Source organism: Burkholderia contaminans, from assembly GCF_029633825.1.
GTDB lineage: Bacteria > Pseudomonadota > Gammaproteobacteria > Burkholderiales > Burkholderiaceae > Burkholderia > Burkholderia contaminans.
In genome coordinates this window covers 1,107,985-1,119,241 of the sequence record NZ_CP090641.1, presented here as the reverse complement: position 1 = coordinate 1,119,241, position 11,257 = coordinate 1,107,985, and the positions used below count along the sequence as shown (strand labels likewise).

15 protein-coding genes and 1 pseudogene are annotated in these 11,257 nt (G+C 68.4%); 11 read left to right on the top strand and 5 right to left on the bottom strand.

All coding sequences use genetic code 11. The features are described from left to right. Positions 1 to 6: 6 nt before the first annotated feature. Positions 7 to 333, bottom strand: coding sequence for a hypothetical protein (locus tag LXE91_RS43750; protein WP_423191627.1), 327 nt, complete (start codon positions 331 to 333; stop codon positions 7 to 9). 315 nt (positions 334 to 648) lie between these two features. On the opposite strand from LXE91_RS43750, the gene LXE91_RS22760 reads away from it, so the two are divergent. The 9 genes from LXE91_RS22760 (at position 649) to LXE91_RS22720 (ending at position 7,646) form a co-directional block, all read left to right on the top strand. After that, positions 649 to 2,667, top strand: coding sequence for a sigma-54-dependent Fis family transcriptional regulator (locus LXE91_RS22760; RefSeq protein ID WP_039369430.1), 2,019 nt, complete (start codon positions 649 to 651; stop codon positions 2,665 to 2,667). A 332-nt stretch (positions 2,668 to 2,999) separates the two neighbouring features. Then, positions 3,000 to 3,074 (top strand): pyrroloquinoline quinone precursor peptide PqqA, encoded by a 75-nt coding sequence (gene pqqA, locus LXE91_RS22755; RefSeq protein ID WP_006485436.1) that lies wholly within the window; start codon positions 3,000 to 3,002, stop codon positions 3,072 to 3,074. 61 nt (positions 3,075 to 3,135) lie between these two features. Continuing rightward, positions 3,136 to 4,059 carry a pyrroloquinoline quinone biosynthesis protein PqqB gene (pqqB, locus tag LXE91_RS22750; RefSeq protein WP_039369434.1) on the top strand — a complete coding sequence of 308 codons (924 nt, stop codon included), beginning with the start codon at positions 3,136 to 3,138 and terminating at the stop codon, positions 4,057 to 4,059. A 2-nt stretch (positions 4,060 to 4,061) separates the two neighbouring features. Beyond that, complete coding sequence (gene pqqC / locus LXE91_RS22745; protein ID WP_039369437.1) at positions 4,062 to 4,781, top strand: pyrroloquinoline-quinone synthase PqqC; 720 nt, start codon at positions 4,062 to 4,064, stop codon at positions 4,779 to 4,781. Beyond that, a complete protein-coding gene (pqqD, locus tag LXE91_RS22740; RefSeq protein WP_039369440.1) occupies positions 4,778 to 5,059 on the top strand; it encodes a pyrroloquinoline quinone biosynthesis peptide chaperone PqqD in 282 nt (93 codons plus the stop codon). The genes pqqC and pqqD overlap by 4 nt, the downstream gene beginning before the upstream one ends. A gap of 1 nt (position 5,060) precedes the next feature. Then, positions 5,061 to 6,200, top strand: coding sequence for a pyrroloquinoline quinone biosynthesis protein PqqE (gene pqqE, locus LXE91_RS22735; RefSeq protein WP_039369443.1), 1,140 nt, complete (start codon positions 5,061 to 5,063; stop codon positions 6,198 to 6,200). Between the two features lie 138 nt (positions 6,201 to 6,338). Next, a complete protein-coding gene (locus LXE91_RS22730) occupies positions 6,339 to 7,121 on the top strand; it encodes an energy transducer TonB (protein WP_158077510.1) in 783 nt (260 codons plus the stop codon). A 40-nt stretch (positions 7,122 to 7,161) separates the two neighbouring features. After that, a complete protein-coding gene (locus LXE91_RS22725; protein WP_039369447.1) occupies positions 7,162 to 7,383 on the top strand; it encodes a hypothetical protein in 222 nt (73 codons plus the stop codon). Beyond that, positions 7,380 to 7,646 (top strand): ExbD/TolR family protein, encoded by a 267-nt coding sequence (locus LXE91_RS22720; RefSeq protein ID WP_039369450.1) that lies wholly within the window; start codon positions 7,380 to 7,382, stop codon positions 7,644 to 7,646. Before LXE91_RS22725 ends, LXE91_RS22720 begins: the two co-directional genes overlap by 4 nt. Positions 7,647 to 7,706: 60 nt before the next feature. Here LXE91_RS22720 and LXE91_RS22715 read toward each other — a convergent pair whose 3' ends face one another. After that, positions 7,707 to 8,045 carry a helix-turn-helix domain-containing protein gene (locus tag LXE91_RS22715; RefSeq protein ID WP_039369453.1) on the bottom strand — a complete coding sequence of 113 codons (339 nt, stop codon included), beginning with the start codon at positions 8,043 to 8,045 and terminating at the stop codon, positions 7,707 to 7,709. A gap of 79 nt (positions 8,046 to 8,124) precedes the next feature. Between LXE91_RS22715 and LXE91_RS22710 the strand changes: the two genes are divergently transcribed. Together LXE91_RS22710 and LXE91_RS22705 are read left to right on the top strand one after the other, a co-directional pair. Beyond that, positions 8,125 to 9,024 (top strand): hypothetical protein, encoded by a 900-nt coding sequence (locus LXE91_RS22710; RefSeq protein WP_039369455.1) that lies wholly within the window; start codon positions 8,125 to 8,127, stop codon positions 9,022 to 9,024. Between the two features lie 207 nt (positions 9,025 to 9,231). After that, the gene (locus tag LXE91_RS22705) at positions 9,232 to 9,465 is read left to right on the top strand and encodes a hypothetical protein (RefSeq protein WP_039369627.1); all 234 of its coding nucleotides are present in this window, start codon (positions 9,232 to 9,234) and stop codon (positions 9,463 to 9,465) included. A 103-nt stretch (positions 9,466 to 9,568) separates the two neighbouring features. Here the strand turns inward: LXE91_RS22705 and LXE91_RS22700 are convergent. The 3 genes and pseudogenes from LXE91_RS22700 to LXE91_RS22690 form a co-directional block, all read right to left on the bottom strand. Then, positions 9,569 to 9,829: pseudogene (locus tag LXE91_RS22700) on the bottom strand (aldo/keto reductase); the annotation flags it as partial. 8 nt (positions 9,830 to 9,837) lie between these two features. Then, complete coding sequence (locus LXE91_RS22695; RefSeq protein WP_039369463.1) at positions 9,838 to 10,164, bottom strand: carboxymuconolactone decarboxylase family protein; 327 nt, start codon at positions 10,162 to 10,164, stop codon at positions 9,838 to 9,840. 132 nt (positions 10,165 to 10,296) lie between these two features. Continuing rightward, complete coding sequence (locus LXE91_RS22690; RefSeq protein ID WP_039369467.1) at positions 10,297 to 11,190, bottom strand: LysR family transcriptional regulator; 894 nt, start codon at positions 11,188 to 11,190, stop codon at positions 10,297 to 10,299. Between the last annotated feature and the right edge of the window lie 67 nt (positions 11,191 to 11,257).

Below are 11,257 nucleotides of genomic sequence, written 5' to 3'. Positions count from 1 at the left end.
CGGCGATCAGCCGCGCGGTGCTGTTGTGGCGCGTGCCGCCGCGCGGCGCGGAGGCCCTGCACCGCGCTGGTCGACGAGCACGACGCGCACGCGGGTCAGGTCGAACAGCCGCAGGATGCCGGCTCGGCTGCCACTGCCGGGCCCGCCGTGCAGCACGACGACCGGGTGGCCGTGCGCGGCGCCGGCCACGGCGAACGCGATCGATTGGGCATCGCGCCGCAGGCGGCGGACGGCGGGGGCGGCGGGGACGGCAGGGACGGCGGGCGGTGCCGGTGTATCGGGCAATACCCGCATCGCGGGCGACAGCGTGGATCGAATCGGGCGGCGTGTCATGTCGATAAGGCTCGGTGTGGAGTCGGCGCAACCGTCACGCGGCCGCATGGATGTCCGGGCGGCCGCTGGTCTTGACCTGCGACAAAGCCAGAAACGCGCCAGCCGCGAAGATCGGGATTCGCACGGGTAGTCACGCGTCCGGAAATCGCGGTATCACGAAGCCGGCCTGTCGCGCGGCGCACATGCACCGGTGTGCCCGGATCGTTCATTACGTCCTGCTTTCAGTTCGAGCGGCGATGCTGGCGTGGCCCGATGCTTGCTTGCAATGACGGCAAAGAGTCCGGCACATGACCGGAAGGATCCCCGGAGGAGACAATGCGCGATGACGTAGAGCAGGCGGCCGGAACACGGGCCGCGCATCCCGCCGGCTGGCCCGCGCCGTCGATTCAGAAAGCCCACGAGCGGTCCGAGACGTTCGGCCTGCAGGTATCGGCCCGGCCCGACTACGATGTGCTGCCGAGCTCGGCGCTGGTGCTCAAGCGCGAGCAGAGCCGGGTGCTGTGCGTGCACGCGATGCCGGTGATGGAGACGCTGCACGAGCAGATCGTCAACACGCAGAGCATGATCGTGCTGACCGACGCCGAAGGTCTGATCCTGCATTCGATCGGCGACGACGATTTCCTGCGTCGCGCGGAGAAGGTGGCGCTGCGCCCGGGCGCGAACTGGGCGGAGAACCGCCAGGGCACCAATGCGATCGGGACGGCGCTTGCCGAACTGTGCCCGATGGTCGTCCACGGCGACCAGCACTTCCTGGCGGCGAACCGCTTCCTGACCTGTTCGAGCGTGCCGATCCTCGATCCGTACGGCGATGCGATCGGCGTGCTCGACGTGACGGGCGACCACCGCAGCTATCACCAGCACACGATGGCGCTCGCGAAGATGTCGGTGCAGATGATCGAGAATCATCTGTTTACGACGACCTTTCAGGAAACGCTGCAGGTGTCGTTCCACGGCCGTCCTGAATTCCTCGGCACGCTGATGGAGGGAATCGTCGCGTTTACCGCCGACGGCCGCTTCCTGTCGGCCAATCGCAGCGCGCAGTTTCAGCTCGGCATGCCGCTCGCCGCGCTGCGCGCGCATACGCTGTCGTCGCTGTTCGACATCACGAGCGCGCAACTGATCGACCGCATGCGCGCGAGCACCGACCGACACCTGACGCTGAATCTCGGCAACGGCGCGGTAGTGTGCGCGCGCGTGCACTTCCGGCGAGCGACGCTCGCCGAAGGCAGCCGGCCGACGGACGTCCACGATGCGCTCGCGCCGGCCGCGCGCGCGAATGCAGTGCCGGCGCCGGCCGCCGGCACGTCGGCCGGCCTGTCGCGGCTCAACTACCTCGACACCGGCGATTCGCAGGTGGCTTGCGTGATCGCGAAGGTGCGCAAGGTGATCGGCAAGGACATCCCGATCCTGATCACCGGCGAAACCGGCACCGGCAAGGAACTGCTCGCGCAGGCGATCCACAACGACTCGCCGCGGCGCGACGCGCCGTTCGTCGCGGTCAACTGCGCATCGATTCCGGAGACGCTGATCGAGTCCGAGCTGTTCGGCTATGAGGAGGGCGCATTCACCGGCGCGCGCCGCAAGGGCGCGATCGGCAAGCTGCTGCAGGCGAACGGCGGCACGCTGTTCCTCGACGAAATCGGCGACATGCCGTATCCGTTGCAGGTGCGGCTGCTGCGCGTGCTGCAGGAGCGTCTCGTCAACCCGCTCGGCTCGACGAAGACGATTGCGGTGGACATCGCGATCATCTGTGCGACGCACCGCGACCTGCGCGACATGATTGCGCAGAATCGCTTTCGCGAGGATCTCTACTACCGGCTGAACGGCCTCGTGGTGCGCCTGCCGCCGTTGCGCGACCGCACGGATCTTGCGGTGGTCGTGCAGAAGATGCTGCAACGCGAGGCGTTCGCGGGGCCGGGCCGGCCGCCGCTGTCCGTCGCGCCGGACGTGATGGCGCTGTTCGTGCGCTGCACCTGGCCCGGCAACTTCCGCCAGCTCGGCAACTTGCTGCGCACGGCGGCGGCGATGGTCGACGACGATGGCGAAATCCGGCGCGAGCATCTGCCGGACGACTTCTTCGACGACCTGCGCCGCGGCGATGCGCAGGCCGCCCAGGTCGCGCACGAGCCGTCTGCCGGACCGTGCGTCGCGGATGCGCTCCCGCCGGCCGACGCGCGCCTGCAGGACGTCGCGGCGTCCGCGATCGCCGCCGCGCTCGCGCGCCATGGCGGCAACGTGTCCGCCGCGGCGCGCGCGCTCGGCGTCTCGCGCAACACGATCTACCGGAAGATGCCGGCCGCCGACACGGAGCGTCGCCCGTCGGACGAGAACTGACGCGCCGGCCGCGGGATCCCGGCCGGCGCACTGCGCGCGCCCTGTTACGACCGGTGTGTCAAGTTGCAACACCGGTGTTCAACGATTCAACACCTGTCACACCCCTCGTACACCCCGCTGCACGGGCGGAGGATCGCGTGTGCGCGAATCCTGTCGGCTATTCGTAAGGATGGCATTCCGATGCCCGAACGACGGCCTTATGCGGCCGCGGGAGGGCCGACGCGAGGTTTCGGCACGCTCCTTGCTGAAGAGGAACCGACCGCCCGATTTCCGCGGTTGTTCGACTCACCATGCAACGCATCAACTCATCAACTCGATCAGGAGACAACATCATGCAGTGGACGACACCGTCTTACACCGACCTGCGCTTCGGCTTCGAAATCACGATGTACATCGCCAACCGCTGATCGCCGTGCGTGCCGCCCGTTTCGCCGTGATCGGCGCGGGCGGCCTCGGGAGCTGACGCCCATGAAGATCAAGATACTCGGCTCGGGAGCCGGCGGCGGCTTGCCGCAATGGAACTGCAATTGCGCGAACTGCCGCCGTGCGCGCAGCGGAAGCGGCCACGTACTGCCGCGCACGCAGTCGTCGATCGCGGTCAGCGACGACGGCATCGACTGGGTCCTCGTCAACGCGTCGCCCGACATTCTTTCCCAGTTGCGCGCGGATCCGGACCTGCAACCGGCGCGCGCGATCCGCGACAGCGGCATCGCCGCCGTCGTGCTGTGCGATGCGCAGATCGATCACGTGACGGGCCTGCTGATGCTGCGCGAGCGCTCGACGCCGCTGCCGCTCTACGCGAGCGCGCCGGTGCTCGACGACCTGTCGACCGGCCTGCCGCTCGTGCCGCTGCTCGGCCATTACTGCGGCGTCGCCGCGCAGACGATCGTGCCCGGCGAGCCGTTCGAAGTGCCTGCCGCGCGCGGGATCCGATTCACCGCGATTGCCGTCGACAGCAAGGCGCCGCCTTATTCGCCACGGCGCGCGTCGGCCGCGCCCGGGGACAACATCGCGCTGTCGATCGAAGACGTCGCGAGCGGCCGCCGCGCGTTCTATGCGCCGGGGCTCGCGACGGTCACCGACGACGTGCGTGCGGCCATGGACGGCGCCGATCTCGTGCTGGTGGACGGCACGTTCTGGACCGGGACCGAGATGATCGATCTCGGCCTGTCGGGCAAGCACGCAGCCGACATGGGCCACCTCGCGCAGTGCGCGGAACACGGGCGGCCCGGCATGATCGACTGGCTCGACACGCTGCCCGCGCATACGCGCAAGGTGCTTACGCACATCAACAACACGAACCCGATTCTCGATCCGCATTCCGTCGAGCACGCGCACCTGCGCGCGCACGGCATCGACGTCGCACACGACGGCATGCAATTCCAGGTCTGACGATGAACGCACCGATCCCCGCTACGGCGTTGCACGCGACGCCCTGGACCGCGACCGAATTCGAGACGCGCCTGCGTGCGCTCGAATCGCGCTACCACATCCATCACCCGTTCAACCGGCGGCTCAACGGCGGCGCCTGTTCGCCCACGCAGATCCGCGGCTGGGTGGCAAACCGCTTCTACTACCAGATCAACATCCCGCTCAAGGATGCGGCGATCCTGTCGAACTGCCCCGACCGCGACACGCGGCGCCGCTGGATCCAGCGGCTGGTCGATCACGACGGGCAGGGCGACAACGAAGGCGGCATCGAGGCGTGGGTGCGGCTCGGCGAGGCATGCGGTCTCTCTCGCGCCGAACTGTGGTCGCTCGAGCACGTGTTGCCCGGCGTGCGGTTCGCGGTGGATGCATACGTGAACTTCGCGCGGCGCGCGCCGTGGCAGGAAGCGGTGTGCTCGTCGCTGACCGAGATGTTCGCGCCGCAGATCCATCTCGACCGCCTCGCGGGCTGGCCGTCGCATTACCCGTGGATCGAACCGGCCGGGCTGCATTACTTTCGCAGCCGCGTGCCGCTCGCGCAGCGCGACGTCGAGCATGGCCTCGCGGTCACGCTGCAGCATTTCACGACACCGGATGCGCAGCAGCGCGCGCTCGGCATCCTGCAATTCAAGCTCGACATTCTGTGGTCGATGCTCGACGCCGTCGAAAGGGCCTACCCGCTATGAACGCGATCGAAGCCGCCAGCGGCGTGCCGCTGCGCCCTTGCCTCAGTGGCATGTACCGCCTGCAATGGGAGGCGGCCCAGGATGCCTACGTGCTCCTCTATCCGGAGGGCATGGTCAAGCTCAACCCGAGTGCGGGCGAGATTCTCGCGCGTTGCGACGGCACGCGCGAGCTGGACGACATCATCGGCGAACTCGAGCGCCTGTTCAGGCAGTCGGATCTCGCGACCGACGTCTATCGTTTCCTCGATCATGCGCGGCTGCGCGGCTGGCTCGACTGACATGGCGCCCGACACTTCCCGTCCATCCGCGCCGCTGTGGCTGCTCGCGGAACTCACGTACCGTTGCCCGCTGCACTGCGCGTTCTGCTACAACCCCGTCGACTTCGCGGCGCACGGCGCGGAACTCGATACCGATGCATGGCGCACGGTCATCGGCGATGCGCGCGCGCTCGGCGCCGCACAGATCGGCTTCTCGGGCGGCGAACCGCTGCAGCGTGACGACCTCGAGACGCTCGTCGCGCATGCGCGCGGGCTCGGCTTCTATACGAACCTGATCACGTCGGGTGTCGGGCTGAGCGTTGCCCGCATCGAGCGGCTCAAGGCGGTCGGGCTCGACCACATCCAGTTGTCGCTGCAGGATTCGACGCGCGAGCTGAACGATTTCCTGAGCAGCACCCGCACGTTCGAACTGAAGCGCGGCGTTGCGCGGCTGATCAAGGCGCACGGCTACCCGATGGTGCTCAACTGCGTGCTGCATCGCTACAACCTGCCGCACGTGGGGCAGATCATCGAGATGGCGCTCGACCTCGGCGCCGATTACCTGGAGCTCGCGAACACGCAGTATTACGGGTGGGCGATGCTGAACCGCGACCAGTTGATGCCGACCGTCGAACAGGTGCGCGAGGCCGAGGAAACGGTCAACCGCTATCGCAAGCTGGTGGGCGAGCGCTGCAAGATCCTGTTCGTCGTGCCCGACTATTTCGAGCGGCGCCCGAAGGCCTGCATGAATGGCTGGGGCTCGGTGTTCCTGGGCGTTGCGCCGGACGGCACCGCGCTGCCGTGTCATGCCGCGCGGTCGCTGCCCGGACTCGTGCTGCCGAACGTGCGCGACCGGTCGCTGCGGGAAATCTGGTACGACAGCGACGCGTTCAACGCGTTTCGCGGCGACGGCTGGATGCGCGAGCCGTGCCGCATGTGCGACGAACGGCATGTGGATCACGGTGGATGCCGATGCCAGGCCTACCTGCTGGCCGGCGACCCGAAGGAGGCCGATCCGGTGTGCGAGAAGTCCGCGCACCACGGCCAGGTCGAGCAGGCCGTGCAATTCGCGCGTCGTGGCACGCCGCGCGACGAACAGCCGCTGATTTTCCGCAGCCGGGAGAATTCGCTCGCGCAATGCGGCGCCGCGTGCGATTGCTGAGGGCGCGCGGCGAAGACGGCGGGCGTGAACGGGGCACGGCGAAGCGATGGGGACCGTGGCGATCGATACGCAATCCTCTTCATATGGGCGATCGGGTGCGTACACGCGAGGATCATTGAACGCCGGATGGAGGGTGCGATGAGTACGGCTGCCTTCGATACGCGAGCGGCGGGCGGCTCATATCGATTCGCCCGCAATCGTTCCCGTCGTCGCGGAATGTACGTCGCGTCGACCGTGGCCGTCGTGAGCGTGCTTCATGCAGGCGTATTCGTCCTGCTTGCACGCGATCCGGCCGTGCGAAGCGTGCCCGTGCAGCGGCAGGTGATGGTGGCGACGCTGATTGCGCCGGAACCGGCGCAGCAGGTATCGATGGTGGCGACTGCCGCGACGCGGCCGAAGGCGGCGTCGCACACGACACGTCGGGCGAATGCCGCGGCCCGATCGTCAACGGGCAGCGTGTCGCAGCCAGCCGGGCCGGTCGCACCGGGTCGCGCCCGGCAGCGTGCCGGTGATGCGCTTGCGCCGCCGCGGCCGGTGCCGTTCGCGACGGCGGTCGAGCGACGCGAGGCGCCGCACGACGACGCGGCTTCCGGTGTCACGCCGACGCAAGCCGCGTCACCGGCACCTCCGGCGCCTGCGATACCGCGCTTCGTCGCGCATCCCGAATGTGCGCTGGTCACTCCCGACTACCCGCCGCAGTCGCTGCGCGCGGGTGAGCATGGCACCGCGCTCGTCGAACTCGAGACCGACGCGGCAGGCCGGGTCGTCGCCGCGCGGATCATGGCCGGCAGCGGCTCACCGCGTCTCGACGCGGCGGCGCGCGACGCGGTGCTGGCGAGCCGCTGCGCGCCGCATGTGGAAAACGGCGCGGCGTTGCCCACGCGGGCGCGCGTGCCGATCACGTTCAATCTCGACGAATGACAGGACACTTCGTCATGACGGTCTATGGAATCGGTCACGTATGGGCGCAGGGCAACCCGATGACGCGGCGATCCCCGCGGTGCTCGGCTATCACGCGCCGGTGCAATTGTCGCGCGATATCGTCGCGCGCCTGAACTGCTTCGCGCATGGGCTGCACCTGTTGCTGCTCACGGGCAGCGGGCCCCCGGCGGCTGCATGCGCCGGACGCGCGGCCGGAATGCCGGCCGACCTGCGGCCGGCTCCCGACGGAGCACGAGCATGAATGACGATGCGGCCGGTGGCAACGATAGGATGGCCCTGGCGGCGGACATCAGCATGACGCCGCTGATCGACGTGATGCTCGTGCTGCTGGTGGTGTTCATGGTGACGTTGCCGGTGCTGCATCACGCCGCGCCCCAACCGGAAGTGCGCCTGTCGGCCGACCACGCGGCTCGCTGCGACAGCATCGCGAAGTTGCTGCCGGCGGCACCGGCTGCCGGCATTGCAAGGGTTGGTTTCGTCACCGATCCCGCCGCCGGCCGATAACACGCGGCGCGCTGCTGCCGCGCCAGCGATGCGACCCGGCGGCACCGCGCGGCCGCGACGTCACCCATCATCCGCCTTCGCCTGCAACCCCTTCAGCCCCTGGATCACGACCAGCAGCGCGCGCCCGTGCTCATCCGACCCGTCCCACGCGTCGACGATCGCGTCGCGCAGCAGGTCGTTGAACTGGCGGCGCGACGGCCCGGTATCGACACCATAGAAACTGCATAGCTTATTGAATGGCGCGCTGCGGCGCAGCCGTTGCCCGTTCGACAGCCTCAGGCGCGATACGGTCGGCTGGCTGACCCCGGAGAGTCGCGCGATTTCGCTGGACGAGCGTGTATCTGCCATCAGGCGGCGCAACAGGTCTTGAACGGGAAAATCTTGGTCCGGGGCTTCCATGCAATGCATTATACCTATACAGTTACGGCTGTTGAATGGGCTTGCTGTCACCGGCGAGGCTGTATCCCCGAGAAAGTTGATGACACTGAAACACCTCCCACCCACGTTCTGCTGGACCAAGATCGGTACCGAGTCCGGCGAGGAACTGCCGACCGTCGTGCTCCGCAAGGAATGGGAGCGCCGGCTCGGGGGCGGGCGTTTTCTGTGGGGCATCAACCAGCCGCTCGGCAGCAGCGCGCAAGTCGCCGCGCATCGCACGGGCTCGCTGCTCGCGCTGTTTTCACCGGTCGCATCGCGCCCGCGCGCAGGCGAGCGGAAAGACATGCTGCTGTGGAATGCATGGGTCGACGCAAGCGGGCAGGTGCGCCCGCTGCCGCCGCACACGTTCATCGCCAGCCGCGCGACCTTGCCGTCGGGCCGGCGCCGCGAACAGCACTACGCGCTCGTGTGCGCGTCGTCCACCGCACTGACGGTCGGCACGCAGTTGCGCGTGTTTCCCGATCACCTGCGCAGCGTGAGCACCGGCCAGCCGCTCGGCGCCGCACAGGGGGCGGCCGTGGTCGATTGCGTCGGGCGTGCGAAGGAGCAGACGGGCAAGAGCTATCCGCTCGCGCTGTCGGTCGAGCTCGAAGCACCGTATTTCGTGCGGCTCGCACAGCCGTGCGTGCTGAAGGCGCGCGATCTCGCGGAAGTGAACAAGGCCACGCGCGCGGGCGATTTCGATCGCTTCGTCGAACTCGTCGCGCGCTTGCGCGGCCGTTCGCCGACGGACGCCGTGCGCGGCGTCACGCGCGATCTGTTCGACGTGCCGCCGATCGAAACGGCGGCCGCGTATGTTGCGCCCACGCACGCGGCACGCTTGCGCAACCGGCCGGCGGCCGAGCATCCGCGTGATCTCACCGGCGACCTGTTCGACCTGTCGCCGGGTGAAGCGGCCGCGTTCGCCGGCCTTGCGCTTCCCCGTATCGGGCGCGCGTGACGAAACGCGCGCAGCAGGTCGCGCAAGAATTTGTTGCAATCTCGCCATAGCGGAGCGGCGAGCGCAGAGAGACAATCGGCACGAAGCGCGCTGCGCGGCGGCCGATGCGTCGATACTCGATGGGTCGTGGTTCACGCCGCCGACATGCGCACCACGCACACTGAGCGTCGGCGTGCTTCACACTGCAACCCTGAGGGAGAAGTGTCGATGTCGACCCACATCTGTTCGCGGGAAGCCCGGGCCGCGCAGCGCTTCGTCGAAGCCACGCGCAATGTCGATCAGGCGTTTCGCGCCGTGCGCGGCGAAAGCGACGACGACGTTTCGTCGGCCGAATACGCACGCGCGATGTCGCGCCTCGACCGCGCGCTCGACGAGCTGGCGCGTGCGCAGGAATTTTTCGATCGCGTAGTCAGTGCGGACGCAACCGCGCACGACAACTGATCGAGCTGCATCGACGTGAACGCGCGTCGAGCGGCGCGCCTTCATCATCATCATCTTGCCGGGCTGCGCGCCCGGCATGTCATTCACGCATCCCGTTCCGACTTCAGACCTTGCGGCCTTCGACCGGATAGCCGGGGTCGGTATAGCCGTGCGTCGATGCATGCCCGGGCGGCACGAGCGAATCGACGAATCGCTCGTCGTCCGGACCGAGTTCGAGCGTCAGCGCATCGATGTAGCTGTCCCAGTGCGCTTCGGTGCGCGGCCCCGCGATCGTCGAGCTGACGATGCGATTCTTCAAGACCCACGCGAGCGCGAACGCAACTGACGTCGTGCCGCGCGCGGCGGCGTGCGCGGCCACCTGCGCGCCCGCGCTTACACGCCGGCTTCGTCGAACACGCGCTGCGCGATCGTGAGCGCCGAGCTTGCGGTCGGCCAGCCCGAGTAGAACGCGAGGTGCGTGATCGCTTCGACCAGCTCGTCGCGCGTGAGACCGTTGTCGAGCGCCTTCTTCAGGTGGAACGGCAGTTCGTTGACGCGATACAGCGACACGAGGCTCGCGACCGTGACGAGGCTGCGATCGCGCGGCGACAGGCCGGGGCGCTGCCAGACGTCGCCGAACAGCACGTTGTCGGTGTAGTCGGCGAGGGCGGGGGCGATGGCGCCGAACGCTTTGCGTGCGGCGGAAGTCGGTTCGGACATCGAGTGCTCCGGGGAAAGTGGGGAACACCGTCGATGGTAGCCACCGATGCGTCTATCGATAATCCCCGTCGATCCGCATGCACTTATCGACGCGATTCATGAATCGGCGCGCATCGGCGCCGCCGCGTCGGCTCATGCGCGATAGCGCAACGCGTCGACGATCACGGCAAGCGCGCGCGATGACTGCCGCCGGCTCGCGTAGTACAGGTGATGGCCGGGGAACGTCGGGCACCAGTCGTCGAGCACGCTGTCGAGACGGCCGGCGGCGACATGCGGCGCCGCGAGTTCGGCGGGCACGTACGCGAGCCCGTAGCCCGCGAGCGCCGCGTCGAGCGTTTCGTAGGTGCCGTTGAAGGTGACCTGCCCGTCGACGCGCACCTGCAGCATGTCGTCACCGCGCGCGAGCTCCCACGCGTACAGCGCGCCGTGCGTCGGCAGGCGCAGGTTGATGCAGTCGTGCGCGAGCAGATCCTGCGGCGACACGGGGCGCGCGCGTTCCGCGAAATACGCGGGCGCGCCGACGATCGCCATCTTCATGTCGGCCGAGATGCGTACGGCGATCATGTCCTTCGCCACCTGGTCGCCGAGCCGCACGCCGACGTCGAAGCGTTCCGCGACGATGTCGGACAGCCCGTAGTCGTTCACGAACTCGACCTTCAGGTCGCGATAGTCGCGCAGGACCGGCGCGAGCTTCGGCCACAGCAGCGTGCGGATCACGAAGTCGGTCGCGTTGATGCGTACGGTGCCCGCGGGCTGGTCGCGCAGTTCCGCGAGTGCAGCCAGTTCGGCCTCGATTTCGTCGAAGCGCGGCGCGAGATTGAGCAGCAGGCGCTCGCCGGCTTCGGTCGGCGCCACGCTGCGTGTCGTGCGCGTGAGCAGCCGCACGCCGAGGCGCGTTTCGAGCGAGCGGATCGTATGGCTGAGCGCGGATTGCGAGACGCCGAGCTGAGCGGCCGCCCGCGTGAAGCTGCGCTCGCGCGCGACGGCGATGAAGGCGAGGAGGTCCGCAAAGTTGTCGCGCGGCATGGAAGGTGTCGGGTGGTCGATGCCCGCGCATCGTACCACCGGGTTCACCGGGCCGCGTCGCGGCGCG

What these genes read in the sequence shown, in the direction of transcription:
- pqqE (WP_039369443.1), top strand. Translation starts at nt 5,061, where the DNA reads ATGGCGCCCGACACTTCCCGTCCATCCGCGCCGCTGTGGCTGCTCGCG.
- pqqC (WP_039369437.1), top strand. Translation starts at nt 4,062, where the DNA reads ATGAACGCACCGATCCCCGCTACGGCGTTGCACGCGACGCCCTGGACC.
- LXE91_RS22715 (WP_039369453.1), bottom strand. Translation starts at nt 8,045, where the DNA reads ATGGAAGCCCCGGACCAAGATTTTCCCGTTCAAGACCTGTTGCGCCGC.
- LXE91_RS22705 (WP_039369627.1), top strand. Translation starts at nt 9,232, where the DNA reads ATGTCGACCCACATCTGTTCGCGGGAAGCCCGGGCCGCGCAGCGCTTC.
- LXE91_RS22690 (WP_039369467.1), bottom strand. Translation starts at nt 11,190, where the DNA reads ATGCCGCGCGACAACTTTGCGGACCTCCTCGCCTTCATCGCCGTCGCG.
- LXE91_RS22730 (WP_158077510.1), top strand. Translation starts at nt 6,339, where the DNA reads ATGAGTACGGCTGCCTTCGATACGCGAGCGGCGGGCGGCTCATATCGA.
- LXE91_RS22695 (WP_039369463.1), bottom strand. Translation starts at nt 10,164, where the DNA reads ATGTCCGAACCGACTTCCGCCGCACGCAAAGCGTTCGGCGCCATCGCC.
- LXE91_RS22760 (WP_039369430.1), top strand. Translation starts at nt 649, where the DNA reads ATGCGCGATGACGTAGAGCAGGCGGCCGGAACACGGGCCGCGCATCCC.
- LXE91_RS43750 (WP_423191627.1), bottom strand. Translation starts at nt 333, where the DNA reads ATGACACGCCGCCCGATTCGATCCACGCTGTCGCCCGCGATGCGGGTA.
- LXE91_RS22725 (WP_039369447.1), top strand. Translation starts at nt 7,162, where the DNA reads ATGGGCGCAGGGCAACCCGATGACGCGGCGATCCCCGCGGTGCTCGGC.
- pqqB (WP_039369434.1), top strand. Translation starts at nt 3,136, where the DNA reads ATGAAGATCAAGATACTCGGCTCGGGAGCCGGCGGCGGCTTGCCGCAA.
- LXE91_RS22720 (WP_039369450.1), top strand. Translation starts at nt 7,380, where the DNA reads ATGAATGACGATGCGGCCGGTGGCAACGATAGGATGGCCCTGGCGGCG.
- pqqD (WP_039369440.1), top strand. Translation starts at nt 4,778, where the DNA reads ATGAACGCGATCGAAGCCGCCAGCGGCGTGCCGCTGCGCCCTTGCCTC.
- LXE91_RS22710 (WP_039369455.1), top strand. Translation starts at nt 8,125, where the DNA reads ATGACACTGAAACACCTCCCACCCACGTTCTGCTGGACCAAGATCGGT.